This window comes from Phaeobacter sp. CECT 5382 (assembly GCF_001457775.1).
Classification (GTDB): Bacteria; Pseudomonadota; Alphaproteobacteria; order Rhodobacterales; family Rhodobacteraceae; genus Pseudophaeobacter.
The window spans coordinates 164,228-190,256 of sequence record NZ_CYSG01000006.1; the positions used below are offsets into that span (position 1 = coordinate 164,228).

Annotated in this window: 21 protein-coding genes; 16 read left to right on the forward strand and 5 right to left on the reverse strand. The window is 59.1% G+C overall.

Going from position 1 to position 26,029, the window contains the following annotated elements:
- Positions 1-27: 27 nt before the first annotated feature.
- The gene (locus tag PH5382_RS08805) at positions 28-732 is read right to left on the reverse strand and encodes a type 1 glutamine amidotransferase (protein ID WP_058333994.1); all 705 of its coding nucleotides are present in this window, start codon (positions 730-732) and stop codon (positions 28-30) included.
- Positions 733-811: 79 nt separating this feature from the next.
- Between PH5382_RS08805 and PH5382_RS08810 the strand changes: the two genes are divergently transcribed.
- Both PH5382_RS08810 and PH5382_RS08815 read left to right on the forward strand, forming a co-directional pair.
- On the forward strand, positions 812-2,071 hold the full coding sequence (locus PH5382_RS08810) for a cytochrome P450 (RefSeq protein WP_058333995.1): 1,260 nt from the start codon (positions 812-814) through the stop codon (positions 2,069-2,071).
- Positions 2,072-2,270: 199 nt separating this feature from the next.
- The gene (locus PH5382_RS08815; protein ID WP_058333996.1) at positions 2,271-3,560 is read left to right on the forward strand and encodes a type I glutamate--ammonia ligase; all 1,290 of its coding nucleotides are present in this window, start codon (positions 2,271-2,273) and stop codon (positions 3,558-3,560) included.
- A gap of 207 nt (positions 3,561-3,767) precedes the next feature.
- Here the strand turns inward: PH5382_RS08815 and PH5382_RS08820 are convergent, their stop codons facing one another.
- Both PH5382_RS08820 and PH5382_RS08825 read right to left on the reverse strand, forming a co-directional pair.
- Positions 3,768-5,123, reverse strand: a complete 1,356-nt coding sequence (locus tag PH5382_RS08820; protein WP_058333997.1) for an aspartate aminotransferase family protein — start codon at positions 5,121-5,123, stop codon at positions 3,768-3,770.
- A 64-nt stretch (positions 5,124-5,187) separates the two neighbouring features.
- On the reverse strand, positions 5,188-5,967 hold the full coding sequence (locus PH5382_RS08825) for an IclR family transcriptional regulator (protein ID WP_058333998.1): 780 nt from the start codon (positions 5,965-5,967) through the stop codon (positions 5,188-5,190).
- 185 nt (positions 5,968-6,152) lie between these two features.
- Here PH5382_RS08825 and PH5382_RS08830 point away from each other — a divergent pair, with 185 nt between their 5' ends.
- From PH5382_RS08830 to PH5382_RS08880, 12 genes are all read left to right on the forward strand, one after another.
- Positions 6,153-7,097, forward strand: coding sequence for a tripartite tricarboxylate transporter substrate binding protein (locus tag PH5382_RS08830; RefSeq protein WP_058333999.1), 945 nt, complete (start codon positions 6,153-6,155; stop codon positions 7,095-7,097).
- A gap of 72 nt (positions 7,098-7,169) precedes the next feature.
- Positions 7,170-7,700 carry a tripartite tricarboxylate transporter TctB family protein gene (locus tag PH5382_RS08835; protein ID WP_058334000.1) on the forward strand — a complete coding sequence of 177 codons (531 nt, stop codon included), beginning with the start codon at positions 7,170-7,172 and terminating at the stop codon, positions 7,698-7,700.
- 15 nt (positions 7,701-7,715) lie between these two features.
- Entirely contained in the window at positions 7,716-9,335 is a 1,620-nt protein-coding gene (locus PH5382_RS08840) for a tripartite tricarboxylate transporter permease (RefSeq protein WP_058334001.1), read from the forward strand.
- Positions 9,317-10,684 (forward strand): aldehyde dehydrogenase family protein, encoded by a 1,368-nt coding sequence (locus PH5382_RS19430; protein ID WP_082645612.1) that lies wholly within the window; start codon positions 9,317-9,319, stop codon positions 10,682-10,684. Before PH5382_RS08840 ends, PH5382_RS19430 begins: the two co-directional genes overlap by 19 nt.
- A gap of 7 nt (positions 10,685-10,691) precedes the next feature.
- Complete coding sequence (locus tag PH5382_RS08845) at positions 10,692-11,927, forward strand: Tm-1-like ATP-binding domain-containing protein (protein WP_058334002.1); 1,236 nt, start codon at positions 10,692-10,694, stop codon at positions 11,925-11,927.
- 400 nt (positions 11,928-12,327) lie between these two features.
- Positions 12,328-14,424 carry an FAD-dependent oxidoreductase gene (locus PH5382_RS08850; protein ID WP_058334003.1) on the forward strand — a complete coding sequence of 699 codons (2,097 nt, stop codon included), beginning with the start codon at positions 12,328-12,330 and terminating at the stop codon, positions 14,422-14,424.
- On the forward strand, positions 14,424-15,599 hold the full coding sequence (locus PH5382_RS08855; protein ID WP_058334004.1) for an acetyl-CoA C-acyltransferase: 1,176 nt from the start codon (positions 14,424-14,426) through the stop codon (positions 15,597-15,599). The genes PH5382_RS08850 and PH5382_RS08855 overlap by 1 nt, the downstream gene beginning before the upstream one ends.
- Positions 15,600-15,702: 103 nt before the next feature.
- Positions 15,703-16,902, forward strand: a complete 1,200-nt coding sequence (locus PH5382_RS08860) for an acyl-CoA dehydrogenase family protein (protein ID WP_058334005.1) — start codon at positions 15,703-15,705, stop codon at positions 16,900-16,902.
- On the forward strand, positions 16,899-18,041 hold the full coding sequence (locus PH5382_RS08865; protein ID WP_058334006.1) for an acyl-CoA dehydrogenase family protein: 1,143 nt from the start codon (positions 16,899-16,901) through the stop codon (positions 18,039-18,041). Before PH5382_RS08860 ends, PH5382_RS08865 begins: the two co-directional genes overlap by 4 nt.
- Positions 18,022-18,459, forward strand: a complete 438-nt coding sequence (locus PH5382_RS08870; RefSeq protein ID WP_058334007.1) for a PaaI family thioesterase — start codon at positions 18,022-18,024, stop codon at positions 18,457-18,459. Before PH5382_RS08865 ends, PH5382_RS08870 begins: the two co-directional genes overlap by 20 nt.
- Complete coding sequence (locus PH5382_RS08875) at positions 18,456-19,250, forward strand: oxepin-CoA hydrolase, alternative type (RefSeq protein ID WP_058334008.1); 795 nt, start codon at positions 18,456-18,458, stop codon at positions 19,248-19,250. The genes PH5382_RS08870 and PH5382_RS08875 overlap by 4 nt, the downstream gene beginning before the upstream one ends.
- An 83-nt stretch (positions 19,251-19,333) precedes the next feature.
- Positions 19,334-20,830 (forward strand): class I adenylate-forming enzyme family protein, encoded by a 1,497-nt coding sequence (locus tag PH5382_RS08880; RefSeq protein ID WP_058334009.1) that lies wholly within the window; start codon positions 19,334-19,336, stop codon positions 20,828-20,830.
- Between the two features lie 91 nt (positions 20,831-20,921).
- Here the strand turns inward: PH5382_RS08880 and PH5382_RS19435 are convergent, their stop codons facing one another.
- Both PH5382_RS19435 and rpe read right to left on the reverse strand, forming a co-directional pair.
- Positions 20,922-22,853: a methyl-accepting chemotaxis protein gene (locus tag PH5382_RS19435; protein WP_231751833.1), complete on the reverse strand. Its 1,932-nt coding sequence runs from the start codon at positions 22,851-22,853 to the stop codon at positions 20,922-20,924.
- 380 nt (positions 22,854-23,233) lie between these two features.
- Entirely contained in the window at positions 23,234-23,923 is a 690-nt protein-coding gene (gene rpe, locus PH5382_RS08890) for a ribulose-phosphate 3-epimerase (protein ID WP_058334010.1), read from the reverse strand.
- Between the two features lie 206 nt (positions 23,924-24,129).
- Here rpe and phnC point away from each other — a divergent pair, with 206 nt between their 5' ends.
- Positions 24,130-24,942 (forward strand): phosphonate ABC transporter ATP-binding protein, encoded by an 813-nt coding sequence (gene phnC, locus PH5382_RS08895; protein WP_058334011.1) that lies wholly within the window; start codon positions 24,130-24,132, stop codon positions 24,940-24,942.
- A gap of 71 nt (positions 24,943-25,013) precedes the next feature.
- On the forward strand, positions 25,014-25,916 hold the full coding sequence (gene phnD / locus PH5382_RS08900) for a phosphonate ABC transporter substrate-binding protein (protein ID WP_058334012.1): 903 nt from the start codon (positions 25,014-25,016) through the stop codon (positions 25,914-25,916).
- Positions 25,917-26,029: the final 113 nt, after the last annotated feature.

The following is a 26,029-nucleotide window of genomic DNA, read 5'->3' on the forward strand; positions in this document are numbered from 1 at the left end:
AAGATGATAAGGTAGGGATCTGTTCCGTCAGCGGGCCTGTTCGAAGAAACGCGCGAGGCTTTCGGCAAAGGGCGCCTGATCGGAGAGTTGGCGCAGGCCTTTCAGGGCTTGAACGTAGCCGTCGGTGCCAAGGCTCTGTTTCATTTCTTCGGTCAGTGCAGTGATGAAATGATGGCTCATTTCCGGGTGATGCTGGCTGGTCCAGATATGCGTGCCGATGCGAAAGCCTGCGTTCAAACCACTGCTGGTCGCTGTTTCCTGCGCCTGTTCTGGAAGCTGGGCGACATATTCGCTGTGCGATCCGTATAGGTCGGTTTGCTGTGGCAGGTCTTGTGCCCATTCAGGCCGAGCAGTCATCTGGTTTGAGATCAGTCCATGCACCCAGCCACATGGATTGGATGCGACAGCGCCCCCGAGCGCCAGCGCAATGGCCTGATGGCCAAAGCAGGCGCCAAACAGCGGTTGTTTGGCCCGGTTCATATCTCGAATCAATTCCAGCAAGGGCGCAATCCATGGTAGCTCACTTCGGGTCGAGGCCGGGCTGCCAGTAATCATCACGCCGTCAAATTTGGTGATATCCGCAGGAAACTCACCGGCATGGATCTGGAATGCCGTAGTTGGCCAATCCGGGCGGGCCAGATGGATCAGATCGGCGAATTTTTCTGCGTCCTTTGGGTGCTCTTGGGCAAATGCGCTTGTATCCGTGTTGGTGACAAGAATGGCTAAGTGCATGGATTGCCTCGTGAGTTTTATATTTACATATTTATGAACTCCAATAATATACACAAAGCAAGTATTCGGGAAGCCCATTATGACGATCTGGACACCTCAGGATGACGGCTATGCCGATCTCAGCAGTCACGACACTTTTGCAATGGGCGCACCGCATAACACTTTCGCCCGCCTGCGGCGCGAAGATCCGCTGCACTGGACGGATTATGCCGGTGGTGAAAACTATTGGTCAGTGACCCGCTATGACGACATCACCCGGATGAACAAAAACACCGAGGTGTTTTCCTCGGCACGCGGCATTCGCATGGAAGACCAGAGCTATGAGGAATATCTGGCGCGGCGCACTTTTCAGGAAACGGACCCACCCGAGCATTCCAAGGTGCGCATGAAGCTGATGAAGGCGTTTTCGAAGACCAGCATGGCGCAGTATGAACAAGAGATCCGCGACATCTGCGCCGAGATTCTGGACCCGGTTTTGGAGCAGGGCACATTTGACGCCACCAAAGAAATCGCCCGGCAATTGCCAATGCGGATGCTGGGGCGTGTGGTTGGCCTGCCCGAAGCGGATCTACCCTGGCTGGTGGAAAAAGGCGACGCATTGATCGCCAACACGGACCCGGATTTCACCGCCCATGTGATGGATAAATTGCAGACGGATGAATACCGCATGATGCCCTTCAACTCTCCGGCGGGGGCCGAATTGTATGTCTATGCCAAGGATTTGATGGCGGATAAGGCAAAGGCGGGCGACACCTCGGGTGTGCTGAATATGATCCTAGAGCCAGCCAAGGATGGCAGCACCATAACCGAGACAGAATTTCGCAATTTCTTTTGCCTGTTGGTGGCGGCGGGCAATGATACGACACGCTATTCCATTGCGGCTGGCATTCAGGCCATGTGCCATCAGCCAGAGCTTTTGGCACAGATGCAGACGGGGGGGGCGATTTGGGAGACAGCAGCGGATGAGATCATCCGCTGGGCAACACCGGCGCTCTATTTTCGGCGCACGGCGACGCAGGATGTAGAAATGCACGACAAGCTCATCCGGGCCGGTGATAAGGTGCTCTATTGGTTTATCTCCGCCAATCGCGATGACAGCTATTTTGCGGATCCCTTTCGGGTTGATCTGATGCGCAGTCCCAATCGGCACCTGTCTTTTGGCCAGTTTGGCCCGCATGTCTGCCTGGGCATGTGGTTGGCCCGTCTGGAAGTCACCGTGCTGTTTCAGGAGCTAGCCAAACGCATCAGCCATATCGAGGCGGCCGGGCCGCAAAAATTCCTGCGCTCCAATTTTGTCGGGGGGATCAAGGAGCTCCCCGTGCGGGTGGTTCGGCGCTAGTCAGCCCGGCGCGCACCCAACTTGGTCTGGGGCGCTATTTGGCGACAGAGCAAACCTGCACTAGGCTGCTTGCAGTAGGCCGCCTGCCGCCTGGAGCAAGACCATCTGTGTCCCGTCAAGAGGCGGACCAGTCTGGACCAAAACAGATTTACAGGCACATTTAAGATGCCGAAACCAACAACAGAGAAGGGCCCGCCCGATGAAAACCCGCCTGCGCGCGATGTTTTGCGACCACCTGAGTATCATGCGGGGAAAATACCTGCCCAATTCCAAGATCGGCGATGACGGCACCCGGTTCTGCCGGTCCGTCTTTGGCACTCATTATGACCGTGATCTGCTGGACGCGCCGGGCTCTTTGGTGAAGCAGGGCATGCCGGATATGGAGCTGCGCTGGCAGCATGATGATATCCGCGACAGCTGGCATGCCTCGACCAAGGTAGTGCTCGGTGATCTCTATGATGTTGAAGGTGAACCACTGGCGCTGTGTCCACGTGGCGCGCTGAAGCGTGCGGTTGCGGCCTGGCAGGCACGCGGTTTGAACCCGAAGGTTGGGATCGAGCTGGAAGCCTATGCGCTGCAGGCGGATGATCGAGGGCGGTTGATGCCCTATGATGCACCCGGAGGCGTGGTTTACGGCACCGGACCCTTTGCTGATCCCCTGCGGTTCAACGACCGGATCTGGGCTATGGCGGATGAGATGGGGTTTAGCCTTGATATGATTACGGCGGAATTTGACAGCCCGCAGTTTGAATACACCCTGACCTTTGATGATGCGGTGAAGGCGGTGGATGACATCGTGCTGTTCCGCCTGATGGCGCGTGAAATCGCGCTGGAATACGGTGTCGTTCTGACCTTCATGCCGAAACCGGTGGCCGAAGCTGGTGGCTCTGGCATGCATATCAATTTCTCTTTTGTGGATGAGGCAGGCGGCAATGCGCTGTCGTCGGGGCCACGGGGTGGGCCCGAACATATGAATGATCTGGCGCGGGGCTGCCTGGCGGGGGTGTTGCATCACCACAAGGGGCTCGCCGGACTGATCGCTCCCACAGCCAACAGCTATATGCGCCTGCAACCAGGATCGCTGTCCGGCTATTGGCAGAACTGGGGCGGCGATCATCGCAATGTGACCACCCGGATCAGTTCCGAAGGCGGCGCTAAGGCGCGACTGGAGCATCGCATGGCGGATGCATCCTCCAATCCCTACACTGCTGTGGCTGCGGTTTTGCAGGCGTCGCTGTTAGGGTTGGAAAAAGGCTATGTGCTGCCAGCAATGGAAACCGGGGACGGCTTTGATCGCACTGATGCGCGCGAAGGCACAGCGATTGATCTGAAAGGTGCGACGATGGATCTGGAGAACGATAGCGTGCTTGCGGAGGCTGTCGGTGCCGAACTGGTTGCAAATCACGTGTTCATGAAACGCAAGGAAGTGCGCAAGACCCGAGATCTCGAAGGGGATGGGATGCGAGATTTCTACGTGCACTTCATTTGATTTCCCCAGACCTGATTATCCCAAATTTGATCGCGCGAGAGTTGATTGGCTATAGTCATGGCCGGAAATGCTTGGGTGTGAGACTCGGCAGGAGGAACGCAGAAGGTTTCGCAGGAGACTGATCCGACCAAATGTGATTTTCGGGCCCGCCATGGTATCTGGTGGCAGCCGACCTTTGGTCGGCTGCGGGTGCGTCTGTCGCCTGCCTCAGCTCACCGCAGCAAAGCCTGCGTCCAGGGCAGACAGGATGCCGGAGACATCGTCTGAGGTTAGCACCAGTGGTGGCGACAGAATGATGTTTGGACCGGACACCCGTACCATGGCACCCTTCTGATAGGCCGTTTCCTGCACTGTTCCTGCGGCCTTTTTGTCGATGGGGGCCTTGGTGGTGCGGTCCGAGACCAGCTCCAGCGCCGACATCAAGCCGTGGCCGCCGCGCACATCGCCAATCAGGGCAAATTTCTCCTGCAGCGCTTGCAGTCCTTGATGCAGTTCGGTGCCGCGGGCTGCAGCGTTTTCGACCACATTCAATCGTTTGGTTTCGGCAAGACAAGCCAAGGCTGCCGCCGCCCCCACTGGGTGGCCAGAATAGGTGTAGCCATGACCGATCGCGGCGCGACCGGTTTCATCCTTTTCGAACACCTCGGCCACATGTTCGGCGATCATCACGGCGCCAAAGGGGAAATAGCCGTTGGTGATAGCCTTGGCGGTGCACATGAAATCAGGCTTTACCCCCCAGTGGCGCGAGCCGGACCAGGAACCGGTGCGGCCAAAGGCGGTGATCACCTCGTCGGCGATCAGCAGAATGCCGTGTTTGTCACAGATCGCGCGCACCTCTGGCATGAAGCTTTCGTGCGGCGGGATCACGCCGCCAGCCCCGAGGATCGGCTCCATGATGAAGGCAGCAATAGTGCCTGCACCCTGAAAGGCGATTTCATCCTCCAGCGCCTGCAGACAAAGTTGCGCCAGCCGTTCGGGATCCCGCTCATTGAATGGGTTGCGATAGGTATAGGGCGCGGGGACATGATAGCATCCGGGCAAAAGCGGCTCATACTGGGTGCGGAAATTGGCGTTTCCATTGACCGAAGCGCCGCCCATGTGGGTGCCATGATAGCCTTTCTTCAGGCTCAGGAACTTGGTTCGCCCTGCCTCGCCGCGGACCTTGTGATACTGCCGCGCCAGTCGCAGCGCCGTTTCCACGGAATCCGACCCGCCCGAGGTGTAAAAGGCGCGTGTCAGCCCGTCGGGGGCGAAGAAGTCGCGCAGCTCTTCAGCCAGTTGGATGACCTGATCGTTGGATGTGCCGCGAAAGGTCGAATAATAGGGCAGCACGTCCAGCTGGGCGGCAATGGCATCCTTGACCGGCTGGCAGGAAAACCCGAGGTTGACGTTCCACAGCCCGCCAACCGCATCGATCACCTCATGGCCATCAATGTCGCTGATCCGCACGCCCTGGGCAGCGGTGATGATTGCGGGCGGGTTGGCCAGACTGTCGGCGGGATGCGCCATTGGATGCCACATGGATTTGGCGTTGTGTTCCTTGAGGAAATTGGAATCTTTCATCGGTGTCCGCTCCTGGCAGAGACCCGTTTCGGGTCGCAAAGAATGAGATGGGAGAAAGGCAGCATCATGGGGCCAGCTCCTGCGGGTAGTCCGCCGGGGGTGAGCCGCCAATGCGCTGCGTGAGAGTGAGACCGGCCCGGTGCAGGGCTTGGGGGATCAATTGCTTTTGCTCCGGGGTCATCCGCGACAAGGGCGCTGCAACAGCGAGGGCTCCAATGACCTGTCGATCAGGGCCAAAGACCGGCACGGCATGGGAATGCACTTCGGCCTCGAACCCGCCAATGGACTGTGCCATACCCGTCTGGCGCACCTGTGCCATGGCGGCTCTGATCTCGTCAGGATCGGTGATCGTGGCGGGGGTGTGATGATGCAGCGGCTGTGTCAGGATGCTATCGGTGAAGCCGGGCGTGGCATAGGCAAGCACCGCCAGCCCTGATGCGGTGCCGTGATAGGTCAGCACCTCGGCGTCTTCCATCATGACCTTGGTTGCGTGGCGTGGCGAATAGGCGTGCGATAGTGAGTTCAGCTGCTCTCCCTGCACCAGAGATAGGTGTGTGGTCTCTGCGGTTTCATCGCTGAGGTCGCGCAGCACTCGGCGCGACACAGAGAGGATTGGAACGGCGGCTTCACGCAGGGCGGCGAGGCGCAAGACCTGCGGCCCCAAGCGGTAGGAGCGGTCATTTCCGGCTTGTTCAACGAATCCTGCTTCCTGCAGCTCGCTCATCAGGCGATAGACGGTTGCTTTGTTCAGCCCGGAGGCGCGCGTCAGATCGCTAAGCCCGATTTCGGGCCGCCCATGGTTGAAATAACTCAACAGAGACAAGGCTTTGGTAACAGTTCCCATGGGTGGATTCAGGCTCCGTAATGACCAGACCGACGATCAGGTTTTTGGCGCTGCTTTGGAAAAACAAACACCCAAGATGATATTTTGTTGACAGATAACGGGGTGGCCTGTCAATCTAAATTCAAACCAATGGTTCAAATAATGAACCGACTAGCTGAAGCAACAGCATCAACCGGGAGACTGCAATGAAACTTACCCATCTCGTGAAAGGCGCCGCAGCTGCGGCGGCTCTGGGCCTCAGCGCCGTGGCGGCGCAGGCTGAATATCCGGAAAAGCCGGTGAACTTCATCGTGCCCTGGCCTCCCGGTGATCTGGAAGACGTGCTGACCCGCATGATCGCCGATGATTTTCAGGCAAAATATGGCGTTGCAGCGGCGGTGGTGAACAAGCCAGGCGGCGGCGGTGGACCCTTTCCCGGCGCGATCGAAGTCGCCAATGCGCCGGCGGATGGCTACACTGTGGGCTCATTTGTGATCGGGGTTCCGGTCATGGGGCATCAGATCGACATTCCGCCACTGACGCCGGAAAAGTTTGACCCACTGGGGATTTTCCTGACCTATCCCTTTGTGATCGCGACTTCGGGTGACGCGCCCTATTCCACAATGGAGGAGCTGGCTGCCCACGCAAAGGAAAACGACGTGGCGCTGGGCCATTTTGGCGATGTGCTGACACCGACCCAGGTGACCAAGGCCTTTGCCAAGAACGCCGGTTTCGAGTGGGGATCCGACGCCGCCTTTGATGCGCTGGATTGCAATACGCTGGCCTCGGGCGATGCAGATGTGATCAATACCACGCTGCAGCTGATCCTCCCCTGTCTGGATCAGGTCAAGGTTCTGGTCTCCATCACCGATGAGCGCATTCCACTGGTGCCGGATGCCCCCGCCATCGGAGAGCTGGACGCTGGCCTGAACATCGCCCTGTGGAACGGTTTGTTTGTGACCAAGGACACGCCGCAGGATGTGCGGGACAAGATCATTGCCGTGGCGCAGGAAACCATGATGAGCGATCGGGCCCAGGCTGTGGCCAAAGAGACCGGCGCGCTGGTCTACTGGCAGGATGCCAATGACAGTGCGGCCCGGGTTGCCGCGGATATAGCCACTATGGGCAAGATCGGCACGATCCTGGAATAGGAACTCTCCCCAACTGGCCGGGGCCTGCATGGTCCCGGTCTTTTTGAACTCGCGCGAAAAAGACCCCCTGATATGACTACCGAACGAGAACGCCGTTTTGTCGGTCCCCGGCGCGGGCAGCTGATCTTTGCGCTGGTTTTTCTGGGCCTTTCGGCCCTGCTGCTGGCACTGATCGGCGAGCAAACCGCCTGGGTCAAAAAGACCCGGCTGTTTGCACAGCCCCGGTTCTGGCCCGCTGTCAGCCTTGGCGGCATGGTGCTCTTGGGCGGGCTGCATTTGTACCAACTGCCCTGGCGCCGGGTGTCGCGCTATGACCTCTGGGAGGCGCGGCAGTGGGGGCGGAGCCTGGAATACGCGCTGTGGTTTCTGGCCTATGTGTTTTTGGTGCCCCTGATTGGCTACCTTCCGGTGACGCTGGCCTTCGTGCCGCTTCTGGCGCGGCGCATGGGGTATCGCAGCCGTTTTATGATGGGCATCTGCCTGTGTTTTGCCGTGGCGGTGGTGGTGCTGTTCAAAGGATTTCTGTCGGTCAAGATCCCTGGCGCGCTGCTCTATGAATACCTGCCCGCTGGTTTGCGCAGCTTTTTCATCCTCTATCTCTAGGTCACGGGGTTCCTGATGGATCTGATCCTTTCCGCAATTGATATCCTGATGCGTTGGGACGTCGCTTTGGCGCTGCTTGCAGGGTCCGTGGGCGGCGTGCTGATTGGCGCGATCCCCGGTGTTGGCCCGGCGGTGGCGATTGCCATTCTGCTGCCTGCGACCTTTTCCATGGATCCGATTGTTGGCCTGACGGTGCTGTTGGGGATCTATGGATCATCGATGTATGGCGGTGCTATTCCGGCGATCCTGATCAACACACCCGGCACCGCAGTCAACGCGCTCACTACCTATGATGGCTATCCGATGACCGCCCGCGGAGAACCGCGCCGGGCACTGAGCCTGGCCTATTCCGCCAGCTTTTTTGGCGGTGTTTTCTCGGTCATCTGTCTGATTCTGTTTGCGCCGGTGCTGGCCAAGGTGGCACCGATGTTCGGCAGCCGCGAGATCTTTCTGGCAGCACTTCTGGGCCTTATCCTCGTGGTGGTGGCCCATCGCGGGCAGGCGCTGATTGCCGGGGCACTGGCCTGTTTTGGCATTTTTCTCAACTCCATCGGGATGGAGCCGGTGAAGTACACTCAGCGCTACACCTTCGGGCAGGATTTCCTGGGCGGCGGCATCAATCTGATTGTTGTCGTGCTGGGGTTGTTTGCCCTGAGCCAGGCCTTTGTGCTGTTGATGGACGAAGACGAAAAAGTACATCTGACCAAACTGCGTGGCGGTATGTTTCAAGGGCTTCGGGAACTGGCCCGCCATCCACGCGTGGCGGGGGTTTCTGCCAGCTTTGGCGTGTTGATGGGGATGGTGCCGGGCGTTGGCGAATTCACCGCGCAGTTCATGTCCTACACCTACGCACAAAAGAGCTCCAAGCGGCCGCAGGATTTTGGCAATGGATCGTCCGAAGGGTTGATCGCCGCCGAGACGGCGAATAACGCGGTGCCGGCGGCCGCCATGGTTCCCTTGCTCGCCTTGGGCATTCCGGGCGAAGCGCTGACGGCGATGATGCTCAGCGTGTTTTACGTGCATAACGTGGTGCCGGGGCCGGGGCTGTTTCAGAACGACATGGATTTTGTCGTCGCACTTTATCTGGCGCTGCTGATCCTCAATGTGCTGGTGCTGATCTTCCTGCTCTTTGCGACACGGTCACTGATCCAGGTGGTGAAAATCCCCAATCGGTTCCTGGGCGTGGCGATCCTGACGCTCAGCTTCGTTGGGGTTTATAGCCTGCGCAATTCAGCCACGGACTGCATGGTCGCTGCCGCCTTTGGTATCCTTGGCTTTATCCTGAAACGTCTGGCCCTGCCTGCGGTTCCCATCATCCTTGGCATGGTTCTGGGCGGCATCATGGAGGTCAAGCTGCGCGCCGGAATGGCACGGGTCAAAGAACCCTGGGACTTCATCAACCGCCCCATCGCATTCATTCTATTCACTATCATCATCTTGGTTCTTGCCTCGCATATCTTCCGGGTCTGGAAAGAGCGCAAAGAGCTGAAGGAGGCCGAATGGCAGAACAAAACCTCATCAACCAGCTTCGGCAGACTCCTGTCGCGCCGCAAAAACTCTTTCTTGAAGGATCGTGGCAAGGAGGTTCGGGGACGCCACTCGAAGTTACTTCGCCGATTGAAGGGGCTGTTCTAACCACGCTTGAAGGCGCCTCTGCCACAGATGTCGAACGCGCTGTCGCCTTGGCGCGGCGGGCGTTTGACGATGGCCGCTGGGCGGGGCAGTCCCCCGCCGCACGTAAAAAGATCCTGCACCGCATCGCCGACCGGATCGAGGCCGAGGCGGTCGCGCTGGCGGTGCTGGGTGTGCGTGACAATGGCACCGAATTCAACATGGCGCTGAAGGCAGAGCCAGGATCGGCTGCGGGCACCTTTCGCTACTACGCCGAAGCCCTGGATAAGGTGGCGGGCGAAGTCGCGCCCACGCAGCCGGATGTTTTGGGGCTGGTGCATCGCACCCCAGTCGGTGTGGTCGGGGCCATTGTGCCGTGGAACTTCCCGCTGATGATTGGCGCCTGGAAGCTGGCACCAGCCTTGGCTATGGGCAATTCCGTGGTGCTGAAACCAGCCGAGACCGCCTCACTGACGCTGTTGCGTCTGGCGGAAATCTGCGTCGAATGTGGCCTGCCGGATGGGGTCTTCAACGTGGTCACCGGCAGCGGCGCGGAAACCGGCGCGGCGCTAGCGATGTCGATGGGGGTCGATGTTCTGACCTTCACGGGCTCTGGCGGCACAGGCCGCAAACTGCTTGAGGCCTCGGCGCGCTCCAATCTGAAACGCTGCTATCTGGAACTGGGCGGAAAATCTCCGAATATCGTCTTTGCGGATGCGCCGGATCTGCAAAAAGCCGCCAAGGTTTCGGCCATGGGGATTTTCCGTAATTCCGGTCAGGTCTGTGTGGCGGGCTCGCGCCTGTTGGTTGAGGCTTCAGTGCATGATGAATTTGTCGCCCTGCTCAAGGCCGAAGCCGAGGCGTTGCGCGTGGGCGATCCGCTGGATCTGGGCAGTCAGATCGGCGCGGTGAACTCCGAGGACCAGCTGCGGCGCAACCTGTCCTTCATGGATATGGCCCGCGCCGAAGGTGGCCAGGTGATCACCGGCGGGCAGCGGATATTGGAAGAGACAGGTGGCAGCTATATGGCGCCGACCATCGTCACCCATGTGGCGCGCGATCATGCCCTGTTTCAGCGCGAAGTCTTCGGCCCGGTTCTGGCGGTGACAAAATTTGAAGGTGAAGCCGAGGCGCTGGGCCTGGCCAATGCCACCGATTTTGGTCTGGCCGCAGGTGTCTGGACTGCAGATCTGTCGCGCGCGCATCGTATGGTTGCAGGCATTCGTGCGGGCGTGGTGCATGTGAACACCTATGGCGGTGCTGACAATACCGTGCCTTTGGGTGGCGTTGGCCAATCGGGTAATGGCCACGACAAGTCGCTGCATGCGCTCGATAAATATGTCGATCTAAAAACTGCCTGGATTCAGTTGTGAGGCTGCTATGAACAAGAAAACCATTCTGGTCGCAGGAACCTATGACACCAAAGACGATGAGCTGCACTATCTGGCCGAGGTGATCCATGGTCAGGGTGGGGCGGTGCTGTCAATGGATGTGAGCGTGCTGGGAGATCCCAGCCGCCCTACGGATGTCAGTAAACATGCGGTGGCCGAGGCCGGTGGCAGTTCGATTGAGGTGGCGATTGCAAGCGGCGACGAAAATTCGGCGATGCAGATCATGGGGGCAGGGGCTGCCGCCAAGGCACTGGAGCTGTACCGGGCAGGGCGGATCGACGGGGTTATTGTGCTGGGGGGGACGATGGGCACCGATCTGGCGCTGGACCTTTGTGCAGCCCTGCCGGTGGGGGTGCCAAAATACGTGGTCTCGACCGTTGCCTTTTCGCCTTTGATGCCGCCAGAACGGATCCCGGCGGATGTGCAGATGATCCTCTGGGCTGGTGGGCTTTATGGGTTGAACTCGATTTGCAAAGCCTCGCTGAGCCAGGCGGCCGGAGCTGTGCTGGGTGCTGCGCGCGCGGTTGAGCCTCCGCGTCGCGAGCGGCCGCTGATTGGGATGACGTCGTTCGGCAAGACGGTTCTACGCTATATGGTGACGTTGAAGCCGGCACTTGAAGCGCGGGGCTTTGAGGTCGCCGTGTTTCATGCAACTGGCATGGGCGGACGGGCGTTTGAAAGCCTCGCGGCAGAGGGAGCCTTTGCGGCCGTGATGGATTTCGCACCCCAGGAAGTGTCGAACCATCTGTTTGGTGGGCTGTCGGCCGGCGCAGATCGGCTGACGAATGCAGGCTGTGCAGCGACGCCGCAGATTGTGGCTCCTGGTTGTTATGATCTGGTTGATTTTGTTGGCTGGCAGGGCGTGCCCGTGCAGTTTGAAGGGCGACCGGTGCATGCGCACAATCGTTTGTTGTCCTCGGCAGTGTTGGACGCAAGCGAGCGTGAAGCCGTGGCGCGCTCCATCTGTAGCAAGCTGTCGGCGGCAAAGGGGCCGGTTGTCATGCTGCTGCCTAATCAGGGCTGCAACGAGTGGGACCGCCCCGGGGGCGATTTGCATGATGCGCAGGGGTTGCAGGCCTTTTGTGCCGAGATGCGGCGGTCCTGTCCGACCTCTGCCATGCTGACTGAATTGGACTGCCACATCAACGATGCGGCATTTTGCGAGGCGGTGTTGAAAATCTTTGATGCCTGGGTCGCAGCAGGGCTGGTCAGCAAGGCTGTATAGGCGCAACTACCGAATTCTATAGCTCTGAAAATGCGTGCCTTCTTGGGGGCTCCTGCGATGGCAGGAGCCCCTTTTCTCTTTTCATTGTCTGTATGCGTGCAGCGCAGCAATGATATTTGGTCGTGATAGATTCTTGCTTGATCACCAGCGTGGGCTTGCCTAGTGTGACCTGAAATGTTTGGAACCAAGTTCTGCATAGTGGAATTTTGAATTCGATCCTGTGCGGCTCTTTCTGCCTTTGGTCCCGGTGGCCACCAGTTGGGCCCGTGACGCGAGGTTCTGGATAAACACATAGGGCAGGGGCTTGGCGCAAAGACGCAGCCTATGTTGAGATCGAAACTGAAGAGGGCAGGATCGGGCAGGTGCCCAGAATTCGCCCGGCGCGAGAGAGGAAAAACGAATGACGGATGCCATCGCATATGAGCGTATTGGGGATATTGCGGTTCTGAAGGCGCAGAACCCGCCTGTGAATGCCCTTGGTATTGATATTCGCACCGGTCTTTTGGCCGGGATTGAGCGGGCTGAGAGCGAAGGCGCCAAGGCTGTGCTGATCTATGGCGATGGTCGCACCTATTTTGCAGGCGCTGACATTCGTGAATTTGGTCAGGCGCCAAAGGATCCCTATCTGCCCGATCTGTGCAACCGCATCGAGGCCTCACCGCTGATCGTGGTTTCGGCCCTACATGGCACGGCCCTTGGTGGCGGGCTTGAGGTGGCGCTGTCGTCGCATTATCGTGTTGCAGTGCCAAGCGCCAAGATGGGCCTGCCCGAAGTGCATCTGGGCATTTTGCCCGGCGCTGGGGGGACACAACGTCTGCCGCGTGTTGCCGGCACAGAGGCCGCGCTGGAGATGATCACCTCTGGTCGTCAGGTCGGTGCCAAAGAGGCGCTGGCGGCGGGGATCATTGACAAAATCGCCGAAGGAGAGCCACGCGAGATAGGTCTGGCCTACACGCAGGAGCTGTTGGATCAGGGCGCCCCACGCCGTGCCGTGGGCGAGATGCCCGCACCGCAAGCTGTTGATTTTGATGCGATCTATGAGGCGACCTTGAAAAAGGGTCGCGGCCAGTTGTCGCCTGCAACCTGTGTGCGTGCGGTTCAGGCCGCAGCGGAATCGCCCAGCCTTGAGGCCGGTCTGAAACGCGAGCGTGAATTGTTCATGGAGCTGATGAACTCAGACCAGCGTCTGGGTCTGATACACGCGTTTTTCTCTGAGCGTGCTGTCAGCAAACTGCCAGAGCTGAAAGGTGTTGCCCCCCGTGATCTGAATGCGATCGGCGTTATTGGTGGTGGTACCATGGGTGCGGGCATTGCAACTGCGGCGCTGCTGGCAGGCCTGTCTGTTGTTATGCTGGAAATGACTCCCGAGGCGGCAGAGGCTGCCAAAGGCCGCATCGCTGGCAATCTGAAAGGCGCGTTGAAACGCGGCAAGATTTCCGAAGACCAATTTACGCAGATGACCGAAGACGCTCTAACACTGGCGACGGATTATGCAGCCCTCAGCGATGTGGATCTGGTGATCGAAGCCGTGTTTGAGGAGATGAGCGTCAAGAAAGAAGTCTTTGGCAAGCTGGATGCGGTTTGCAAGAAAGGCGCCATTCTGGCCTCCAATACGTCATATCTGGACGTCAATGAGATCGCTGCCTGCACCTCACGCCCCGAGGATGTGATCGGGCTGCACTTCTTCTCACCGGCGCATGTGATGAAACTGCTGGAGGTGGTGGTCGCCGACAAGACCGCGCCGGATGTGGTTGCGACAGGGTTTGAGCTGGGCAAGCGGCTGAAAAAGATCTCGGTTCGGGCGGGTGTCTGTGATGGGTTCATCGGCAACCGAATCCTGTCGACCTATCGCAAGGCGGCGGACCATATGATCCTTGACGGGGCCTCGCCCTATCAGATCGACAAGGCCCTGACGGGGTTTGGCTTTGCCATGGGGCCCTTTGCGGTTGCCGATCTGGCGGGTCTCGACATTGGTTGGGCCATGCGCAAACGCAAGCGGGCCGAGGGCATGGATCCGCGCGAACGTGACAGCGCCTATGTCGACAAAATGTGCGAAGCGGGCAATTTTGGTCAGAAGACCGGCAAGGGCTACTATGTCTATGAGGCCGACAAACGCGGTGGCACTCCGAATCCTGAGGTCAGCGATCTGATTGCGGCGGAACGCGCCGAACAGGGCATTTCCCCGCGCGTTTTCTCGGATGAGGAAATCATCAGCCGCTACATGGCTGCGATGGTGAACGAAGCGGCCAAGGTTGTCGGCGAAGGCATCGCGCGCCGCCCGCTGGATGTCGATATGACGCTGCTCTTTGGCTATGGTTTCCCGCGTTATCGGGGTGGGCCGCTGAAATGGGCCGATATCGAAGGTTTGGACAAGATCCTCGCCAATATCAAATCCTATGCCAAGGAAGATGACTTTTTCTGGCAGCCCGCGCCGCTGCTGGAGCAACTGGTGGCCGAAGGCCGCACATTTGATGATTTGAACAAGGAAAACAGCTGATGAAACAGGCCGTTATTGTCTCTGCCGCCCGCACTGGGCTGGCCAAATCCTTTCGGGGTTCTTTCAACATGACCCATGGTGCGTCGATGGGCGGTCATGCGGTTGAAGCTGCGGTGGCCCGCGCGGGGCTTTCTGGTGGTGAAATCGAAGATTGCATCATCGGTTGCGGCCTGCCCGAGGGCGAGACCGGCGGCAATATCGGCCGCCAGATCGCCATTCGCGCCGGGCTGCCGGTGACCGCCTCGGGCATGACCGTGAACCGGTTCTGCTCGTCGGGTCTCCAAAGCATTGCACTGGCAGCGCAGGCGATTACCGAAGGCGGTTCCGGCCCCATGGTGGCCGGTGGTGTCGAAAGTATTTCGATGGTGCAGTCCAAGATGCGCCCGGCGGCTGATCCCTGGATCCTGGCGCATAAGCCTGCGATTTATATGTCGATGATCGAAACCGCTGACATTGTCGCAGACCGGTATGGCATCAGTCGCGAAGATCAGGACGCCTATGGCCTGCGCAGCCAACAGCGCATTGCGGCGGCACAGGCAAACGGCGTGTTTGATGATGAAATCGTGCCAATGAATACGACCATGGCCGTGAAGGACCGCGAAACCGGCGAGATCAGCCAGGTTGAGGCCGTCGTGGACCGTGACGAATGCAATCGCCCGACAACAACACTCGAAGGCCTGGCAGGTCTGGATCCGGTGCGCGGCGAGGGCAAATTCATCACTGCCGGCAACGCCAGCCAGCTGTCTGATGGCGCCGCAGCCGTGGTGTTGATGGACAGCAAAGAGGCCGAGCAGCGTGGCATTGAGGCCATGGGCGCTTTCAAAGGCTTCTGTGTTGCAGGCTGCGAGCCTGATGAAATGGGCATTGGCCCGGTCTTTGCTGTGCCGCGCCTGTTGGAACGCCATGGTCTGACCGTTGACGACATCGATATTTGGGAGCTGAACGAGGCTTTTGCGAGCCAGGCGCTGTACAGCCGGGATCGCCTAGGTATTGACGACGAGAAATGCAACGTCAATGGCGGCTCGATCGCCATCGGTCACCCCTTTGGCATGACTGGCGCCCGTATGACCGGCCATATCCTGCGCGAAGGAAAGCGTCGTGGCGCCAAGCTGGGCGTTGTGACCATGTGCATCGGTGGTGGTATGGGCGCGGCAGGCCTGTTCGAGATCTACTGATCGTCAGGACACGAAGAGGGAGCGCGCCACTGACCCATCGAGGGCCAGCGGCGCGCGCCCGGCCTTTGGGCCGGGGGCGGCTTACGGGGAGGTAAAGCACCAAATGGATCTGAATTACTCGGTTGAAGAGCAGGCATTTCGCGCAGAAGTGCAACAATTTCTAGCAGAGAAACTGCCTGCGGAGATGTCGGAGGCTATCCGCGTTGGGCGTGAGCTTGGCAAGGACGGCCACGACCAGTGGCATGCAATTCTGAACGCACAGGGCTGGCTGGCCCCGAATTGGCCAAAGGAGTTTGGCGGCTGCGAATGGAATGCCGTGCAGCGCCACATCTTTGAAGAAGAGTGCTGCCGCGCGCACGCGCCACGCATTGTGCCCTTTGGCCTGTCGATGCTGGCACCTGTGCTGCAAAAATTCGGATCCAAAGAACAGCAAGATCACTATTTGCCCCGCATTCTGTCCGGGCAAGACTGGTGGTGTCAGGGATATTCTGAGCCCGGTGCTGGATCTGACCTGGCCAGTCTCAAGACCCGCGCTGTGCGCGAGGCGGATCACTATGTGGTCAATGGCCAAAAGACCTGGACCACGCTGGGGCAATACGCCAACTGGATCTTCTGTCTGGTACGCACTGATCCTGAGGCCAAGCAACAGTCGGGCATTTCCTTCCTGTTGATCGATATGGCCACGCCGGGGATTGAGGTGCGGCCTATTACCTTGCTGGATGGCACCCACGAGGTGAATGAGGTCTGGTTCACCGATGTCAAGGTTCCGGTGGAAAACCTGGTTGGTGAAGAAAACATGGGCTGGACCTATGCGAAATACCTGCTGACCCATGAACGCACAAATATCGCGGGTGTCGGCTTTAGCCGGGCCGGTTTGGACGCGGTCAAGCGCATGGCACGCAGCCAGATGCACCGGGGGCGTCCCCTGATTGACAACCCGCATTTTGCGGCCCGTATGGCGCGGGCTGAAATTGACCTGATGGCGATGTCCACAACCAATCTAAGGATTATCTCGCGCGCTGCAGCTGGGCAGGCACCGGGGGTCGAAAGTTCGATGCTCAAGGTTAAGGGGACTGAGATTCGCCAAGAAATCAATGATCTCGCCCGGCGCGCTGCGGGGGCTTATGCCATGCCCTTTGCCTCTGAGGCGCTGGAAGGTGGCAATGAGCCAGAGATCGGCCCAGAGGGCAGCGCGGCGGTGGCAGCGCAGTATTTCAACAATCGCAAACTATCGATCTTTGGCGGCTCTAACGAGATCCAGAAAAACATCATTGCCAAGGTCAAACTGGGAGGTGGGGCATGAACTTTGATCTGACGGACGAACGCCAGATGCTGCAGGACAGCCTGCGCCGTTTTTTGCGCGACAACCAAGAGGCACTGCGCGCCAGTACCCGCCTAGGCGAGGCTGCGACTGAAACGGGTTTCAGTACCGAGATCTGGGGCAAGCTGGCCGAATTGGGTGTCATCGGCGCGCTGTTCAGTGAAGAAGATGGCGGCTTTGGCGGCGCAGGCTTCGACCTGACGACGGTCTTCGAAGAACTGGGCCGCGTAGGTGCGGTGGAGCCTTTTGTTGACACGGCCATTCTGGGCGGCGGCCTGATCGCGGCCCTTGGCAACAGTGACCAAAGAGAGCTGGTCGAACAGGTCATCGCAGGCTCGCTCCAACTGGCCCTGGCCCATGGTGAGCAAAACAGCCGCTATGATCTGGCGCAGGTGGAAACTACGGCCACAGCCGAGGGCGACGAGATCGTCTTGAACGGGCGCAAGGCAGTGGTGGTGAATGCTGAAGCGGCGGATCATTTTCTGGTTTCCGCACGTGAAGCCGGGGCCACGGGCGACGAAGAGGGTATCTCTTTGTTTCTGGTACCCCGCGATGCAGCTGGGCTGTCGCTGCGCGGCTATCCGCTATTGGCTGGCGGACGTGCGGCTGAGGTCGATCTTGACGGTTTGCGTCTGCCGAGCTCTGCCCGGCTGGGGGCTGCCGGTGCGGCCTATCCTGCCTTGAAACGGGCGATCACCCGGGCTGAGGTCGCGCTGGCGGCAGAGACATTGGGAGCAATGGAAGCGGCGACAGATCTGACCCGCGAATACCTGTTGACCCGGCAACAGTTTGGTCGCCCCATCGGCAGCTTTCAGGCATTGCAGCACCGAATGGCCACTTTGCTGATCGAGCTGGAGCAGGCCCGGTCCGCTGTGATCAATGCAGCTGGGCACTTGGACGCAGACCCGGCGCAGCAGGCTTTGCAGATTGCCGCAGCGCGTAACTTGATTGGCCGAGCCGGGCGTCTGGTCGCCGAGGAATGTATCCAGCTGCACGGCGGCATTGCCATGACCGAAGAATATGCTTTGGCGCATATCGCCAAGCGCATCGTGATGGCCGATCACCGGTTCGGTGACACCGATACCCAGCTGGAGCGGTTCCTTGACTACAGCGCCGCATAGCCCCCTGCAGTCTGACGGCAAAGACAGCTTCAAGATCGAAGACCCTGGTTGCCAGCAGCTGGTCGGTTATGAAACCATAATCGACCGGCGCGACGGCAGTTGTACTGTCATGCTTGATCTGGAGCCGCGTCATCTCAACAGGGTCGGTATTTTGCATGGAGGCATGGCTGCGACCCTTTTGGACGTGGTTTGTGGCAATACAGCCTCGCAGCATTTCGACCCTGAAAACCACCCTACACTGGTCACGGTTTCACTGACGCTGTCCTATGTGGCGGCGGCCCGAAGTGGACGGGTGACCGCGCGGGCAAAGGTGACAGGGGGAGGGGCCTCAATCGTGCATGTCTTTGGTGAACTGCGCGATGCGGACAACCAGTTGCTGACGACGGCAACAGGTGTTTTCAAAAGGATACGCACATGACCGCGCTTGCCCGGCTGGAGGATCACGGCGACCACGCGGTGGTGATCAATATGAACAGCACCCGCCGTGGGGCTCTGTCTCCGGATCTGTACCAGGCCATCGCGAGGGCCGTGAATCTGGCAGAGGAATCGCGCATTCGTGCCATTTTGCTGACCTCGGAGGGCGGCTTTTTCTGCGCAGGCGGCGATCTCAACGTGCTGATCGATCGACGTGAGCTGAGCGAAGAACAACGGCGCGGCAAAGTGGATGAACTGCACAGCCTGGTCCGGGGGTTGCGCGCTGCCCCTGTGCCGGTTGTTGCGGCCGTCGAAGGTGGTGCAGCCGGGGCCGGTGTGTCTTTGGCTTTGGCGGCGGATCTGATCGTGGCTGAACAGGGGGTGAAATTCACCGCTGCCTATGTGAAGGCGGGGCTGGTGCCCGATGGTGGCTTGACCTCGGCGCTGGCGCGGATGTTGCCACGTCCTCTGGCGATGGAAATGTGCTTGCTGGCGCGCCCAGTGGCGGCTGAACGCCTGGCAGCCCTGGGGGCGGTGAATTCAGTGGTTCCCGCCGCTGAGGTGTTGCAGACGGCGCAGGATCTGGTTGCGGCATTAGTTTCAGGTCCGCCGGATGCGCAGCGTGTCATCCGCCACCTGGTGGCCACAGCCTATGAAGAACGCGAGACCGCGCAGCTCGACGCCGAACGCGACGCCATGGCGCGCGCCGCCGGAGGGGCTGAGGCGGGTGAAGGTATCGCCGCGTTTTTAGAAAAGCGGCTGCCAAACTTCGGGAGCGAGAAAGGCGACATTTAACAGGCGATATTTAACAGGTGGCGCAGAACAGGCGGCGTCTAAAAGACGGATAGTGTTCGATTCACAATTTGGGAGGATGGGTGATGAAGCTTTGGCATGATCTTTTGCAGGCGCAGGTAGAAGCACAGCCCGCAGCCTCGGCATTTTCGGACAGCCTAGGAAACGCCTGGAGCTATCAGGAACTTGCAGAGGCCACCGAGGCCCTGGAGGCAGAGCTGACAGCGGCAGGTGTGGCAGCAGGTGACCGGGTAGTGGTGTTGGCAGAGAACTGCTGCGCCGTGGTGGCGGGTTTGATGGCCACCTCGCAGGCGGGTGCAGTTGCTGTGCCTGTCAATGCGCGCATGAGCGCAAGCGAAGTGGATCGCATTCTGGAACACGCCCGCCCTGCGGCGGTGTTGTTTTCCACCGGGGTTGCAGGTGGCGCGCAGCATCACGCTGATCGCCTGTCAGCGTGCGTGATCAGCGGCAGTTTTGGCCAGATGCATCTGGCAACTCCGTTTGCCAGTTCCGGTGACGCCCCAGATGAGGTCGCAGTGTTGCTTTATACAACGGGTACCACGGGCGCGCCAAAGGGCGTGATGCTGAGCCATGACAACCTGCTGTTTGGTGGCAAAGCCTCGGCTGAACTACGCGACATGGCGCCGGGCGATGTGATCTATGGTGTTTTGCCGATGACCCATGTTTTTGGTCTGGCGTCGGTGATGACAGCGGCGCTTTATGCGGGGGCTGAGGTCTGGCTGGAGGCACGGTTTTCGGCAGAAAAACTCTATCAGGCGCTGCGACGCGGGGTGACCCGGCTGGCGGCTGTGCCGCAGATGCACGCGCTGGTGATGCAATTTGCCAAGGAGCAGGGGCTGGAACGGCTCGACAGTCCGCATCTGAAATATGTGTCGTCCGGGGCGGCACCGTTGGATCCAGATTGGAAGCGCCGGGCCGAAGCCTTTTATGGCGTGGCTTTGCAAAATGGCTATGGCATGACAGAAGCCACCGCCGGGATCTGCGCCACCAAGAACAGCACCCTAGGTGATCCGGATATTTCAGCAGGGCCCGCGCTTGCGGGCGTGGAAGTGCGCATAGATGAGACCGTGACCGGTGGCGGTGACGGTATTGGCGAGGTGCTGGTGCGCGGCGGCAATGTCATGCTGGGCTATTATCGCAACCCCGAAGAAACCGCGCGCACGCTAGATGCCCAAGGGTGGCTGCGCAGTGGCGATTTGGGGCGGATGGATGAACACGGCCATTTGCATATCGAAGGCCGCTCCAAGGAGCTGATCATCCATGGCGGTTTCAATGTTTTCCCGCCCGAAGTCGAGGCGGCGCTGAACGCCCATCCACAGGTGGTGCAATCCGCTGTTGTCGGCAGACGCAACAAAGGTGACGAAGAGGTTCTGGCCTTTGTTCAGGTCACTCCGGATGACAGCCCCGATGTTGCTGATCTGATGGGATTTGTGCGCGGGCAACTGGCTGGGTACAAATGCCCGGCTCGCATTGTTCTGACAGAGACGCTGCCTGCGGCCCCAACAGGCAAAATCCTAAAGCACAAGCTCCTGACGCATTTTGCAGCGGAACTCGGCGCTTAGGCCTGACGGTCTGTGCATAAAAGAGATCACGCTGACACCAGCACGGCGGTCTATGCGCGTGGGGGGCAACTAAGGGGCCAATTGCGAGGAGCTAGAAGTCCTGCCATTTGCTGTCAGTGCCAGTCGCCGTGCCGGAGCTGCTAGTCGCCAGCTCGGTTTCATCGCCCCAGTCCAGGTAATCATGGGCAAGGGATTCTTTGACAGGCGTGGTCTCCACCTGGGGGAAGTCTGGCATTCGCGGCTGCCCCATATCGCCTTTGAGGCCGCCCTGGAATTTGAACCCCGCGACCACCTCGGTGAGTTTGATGGCATCCGCCTTGAGGAGATGTCCGGCGGCGGTGGATTGTTCCACCATGGCCGCATTTTGTTGCGTGACCTGATCCAGCTGGGTGACACCGATGTTGATTTCGGCCAGCCCGGTGGATTGCTCCACGGCACCTTCGGTGATGCCAGAGACCAGCTCCGAGATCTCGCTCACCCGACCGGCAATTGTGGTCAGGGCTTCGCCTGCTTTGCCGACCAGATCGACGCCGCGTCCGACCTGTTCTGAACTCGAGGCGATCAATCCTTTGATCTCCATTGCAGAATCTGATGAGCGCTGCGCCAAGGCGCGAACTTCGGCAGCAACAACGGCAAAGCCGCGCCCAGCTTCACCGGCGCGGGCGGCCTCAACCCCGGCGTTGAGCGCCAGAAGGTTGGTCTGAAAGGAGATCTCGTCGATCACGGTGACAATCTTGCCGATGTGGGTCGAAGATTCTTCGATTTCTGTCATGACAGACACCGCATTGGCAACCACTTGGTTGCTGTTCTCGGCCTCCTGCTTGGCCTCTTCCATGGTGGCCTCAACGCTGCGGGCGCCGTCGGCGGCGGCCTTGACGCTGGCTGTCAGCTCATCCAGGGCGGCGGCCGTCTGTTCCAGGGTTGCAGCCTGGCTTTCGGTGCGGTGTGACAGATCATCCGAGGCATGGCTGATCTCGGCGGCACCATTGCGGATACTGCTGGAGGCTTCGGTCACCTGCGCGACCGTACCGCTGAGCGTGTCGATCGTCAGGTTGAAGTTCTGCCGCAATTGTTCGTGTGATCCGGAGAAGGGGTCATCTATGCGCTGGGAGAAATCGCCCTTGGACAGGCGGAGCAGGCCGGTGCTCAGGTGTTGCACAACATCATGTTGTTCCTGTTGCAAAACAGCGCGGCGTTCCTCGCCTTTGCGTGCCTGTTTCAGGTCGCCCTGCATGGCAACGAGGGCCTTGCCAATCTTGCCGATCTCATCTTTGCGGCTGGCGGCCTCGACCTTGATGTCGAGTTCCCCATCAGAAACTGCAGCGAGATCTGCACAGATCTGATTGATGGGCCGTGTGATTGACCGGGCCACCGAGATGGCGACGATCAACAGCAGTGATCCGGCCAAACCAAGCGCGATTAGGATATTGCGCGACAGGGCCTCTGTACTGGCCAGAACCGCGTCAACATTGCGACGCACCTCTACGATACCGCGCAGATCCCCCAGCACCCAGTCGGTTTTGGGCGAAGCGGCATGGGCGTTGTGACAGGCCACACAGACTTCGGAAACCATGGTGTCGCCCACCGCGACACGCAAAAACGTGCTGCTCCCAACTGTTTCAAGTTGCTGATAGCTCGAGCTGGGATCCTGCGACAGCGCCTTCCAGGCGTCCTGCATGAAAGGGTCCATCGGGCGTTCGGCGCTGTTTGCAAAGGGAAACGGGCTATACAGCGCCAGATTGGTGTCTTCCTGTTCCAAAATCGTGCTGATGTCATGAATGAAGGTTGCAGGCAGAGGAACAACACCTGGATCAGCCTGATGATCTACGCCCAGAGACAGGCCTTCGGAGGCTTTGACATCACGCACCACATAGTCGGTGTAATAGCCGCGGATGGTTTTCATCTGGTTGGCGGTCTGCGTCGCCGCCTCGGCGGCGGCTGTCAGCGCATTGTCCTTCATGGCCTGCGGAAGAAACAGTCCGGCAACCAGCAGGCAGAGACACAGGCACACTGGAATTGGCATCGCCAATTTGAACAGGAGTGAGTCTTTATTCACAGTCATAGATTTCACAGTCACAGACCTTTTCGACACCAGAGCCAAGCTGGGCCGTCAGGACAGGCAGCGCAGACCAAAGCAAATCAGATTGAACGAGATTGGCGTGATTCGGTTAATTTACTAGAAAATTGACTTAACTTTGCGCCTAGGTCGGTGATGGAACCAGCGAAGCAATCAGCGACCGGGTAATATCGAAAGATTGTTGGTTGATTGCCGGAGGTTTGATTGTGCGGGTCTCAGATTTTTTATGACCTTCGTCGACTGTTCAGTCTGAAAACGCAAAAGAGCAGGCTCTGGCCTGATCTTTGTTTTAGATCTTCTTGGGCGTTGTAGCCTTTGTGCCTCGTCTATGCCCAGTGGCCTTCGGCAGCGGCACGGATGTTGCGGATGTTTTCGCCATAAACTTCGGGTTTGCTGACAGAGCCGCCTTTGAACACGGCTGACCCGGCCACCAGCACATCAGCGCCCGCTTCGACCACCAAAGGAGCGGTCTTGGGATCAACACCGCCATCGATTTCGATATGGACGGGACGATCGCCAATCATTTGACGCAGCTGGCGGACCTTGCCGGTCATGTCGATGAACTTTTGACCGCCAAATCCCGGGTTTACCGTCATCACGCAGATCAGGTCCGCGAGATCCAGAAGATGTGCGACCGACTCTGCGGGGGTGCCGGGGTTCAGCGCAACGCCAGCCTTCATGCCTGCGGCACGTATGGCTTGCAGAGTGCGGTGAATATGGGGGCCGGCCTCAATATGAGCGGTCAAGACATCTGCACCGGCATCGGCGTAGGCGTCGATATAGGCATCCACAGGAGAAATCATCAGATGTACGTCCATCACGGTTTTCACATGTGGCCGGAAGGCTTTGACGGCCTGCGGACCAAAGGTGAGGTTGGGCACGAAATGGCCATCCATCACATCCACATGCACCCAGTCGGCGCCCTGGGATTCGATGGCCTGAATTTCCTGACCAAAGTTGGCGAAATCGGCGGACAGGATGGAGGGGGCAATCTTGATCTTGCGGTCAAAGGACATTGGGCAGCTTCCTTTTGGAAAGACAAAAGAGGAGGGATTTGCCGCCATATACCCTCTTGCTGGCGCGCTGGACAGGGCGAAGTTTGTAAACGACGTGAGGCGGTTTCACTGAGGCTTCACGCACTGCTTTACAAAAACTTCACTCATTCGACACAAATCATTTGAACGCCGTGCTTAGTCAGTCCCCGAAACGAAGGGAACTGATTGTGCTGCGTATCGAGAAACTGACCAAACGCTTTGGCGACAAGATTGCGGTAGACACCGCGACACTGGATATCGACAAACCCTGCATGATCGGGGTGATTGGGCGCTCTGGTGCAGGCAAATCGACCCTGCTTCGGATGATCAACCGCCTGTCGGATGCCAGCGACGGTCAGATCCTGTTCGAGGGCCGTGATGTTACCAGCCTGAAAGGCAGTGATAAACGCGCCTGGCAGTCCGAATGCGCGATGATCTTTCAGCAGTTTAACCTGGTGCCGCGCATGGATGTGGTGTCCAACGTGCTGCACGGAACGCTCAATCGCCGTTCAACCTTTGCGACGATGTTCAACTTGTTCCCAATGGAAGATATCCACACCGCCATCGATATCCTCGACCGTCTTGGTATTGCCGAGCATGCCGCCAAACGTGCCGAGGCCCTTTCTGGTGGCCAGCAGCAGCGGGTCGCCATTGCGCGGGCTCTGATGCAGGACCCCAAGATCATCCTGGCGGATGAGCCCATTGCCTCGCTGGATCCGATGAATGCGCAGACCGTGATGGAGGCGCTGCGCCGCATCCACGAAGAAGACGGCCGCACAGTAATTGCCAACCTGCACACCCTGGATACCGCGCGCCGCTACTGTGACCGCGTAGTGGGCATGCGCGATGGCCGCATCGTCTTTGACGGCTTGCCCGAACAGCTGACCACTGGCGTTGCCCGCGAGATCTACGGCGCAGACGCCAATTTCTCGGAGGCGGCAACCTCTACCGAGATCGACACGCTCGAGGCCACGATCCGCGCCGAGATGGCCGAGGCCTGATCCACCCGAACACCCTAATTTCATCACCCGCACCCGATGGGGGGACGGGAAAACTTAACCGGAGAAAAAAGATGAAAAAACTGCTGCTGGCCGCTTTGGCCTCTACCGCCCTGACCACACCAGTCATGGCCGAAGAAATCACTCAGTTCCGCATCGGTCTTCTGGGCGGCGAAAACGCTCAGGACCGTCTGAACAACAACGAATGCCTGCGCGAAAAAACCGAAGAACTACTTGGTGTTGAAACCAAGCTGTTCGCCCCTGCCGACTATAACGGCGTGATCCAGGGCCTGCTGGGCGGCACGCTCGACATGGCCTGGCTGGGTGCTTCTGGTTATGCCAAAACCTACCTGTCCGACCCCGAAGCGGTTGAGCCGATCCTAGTCAAGGTCAACGTTGATGGCGGCTACGGCTACTACTCGGTTGGTTTTGCACGCGCCGACAGCGGCATCACCTCGCTGGAAGACATGAAGGGCAAGACCTTCGGCTTTGGCGATCCCAACTCCACCTCCGGTTTCCTGATCCCGTCGATCGAGATCCCTGAAGTGACCGGCGCGACCATGACCTCGGGTGACTACTTTGGCGAAGTCAAATTCTCCGGTGGTCACGAGCAGACCATCGTTGGCGTCAACAATGGCGACTTTGACGGCGGTGTGACCTGGGCCGATGGTCTGGGCAACTGGGAAGATGGCTACAACTCTGGCGCGCTGCGTCGCGCTGTGGATGCCGGCCTCGTGGACATGAACGACCTGGTTCAGATCTGGCAGTCCAAGCCGATCCCAGAAGGCCCCATCGTTCTGCGCAAAGACCTGCCAGAAGACGTCAAAGTCAAGTTTACCGCCCTGATGGCCTCGCTGCCAGCGATGGATCCTGAATGCGCCTACGGTGTGCTTTCGGGTGAGGCCAAAGGCGTTATGCCAATCGGTCACGACGCCTATCAGGTGATCATCGAAGCCCGTCAGCTGAAGTCCAACTAAGACCTCTGATCTGCTTTTGGCGGGGTTCGGGTTTTATAACTCGGACCCCGTTTTCCAATCAGCCGCGACCGTCGGAATGATACGGCTTCTGGTCGGGCTGCCTCACACAATGT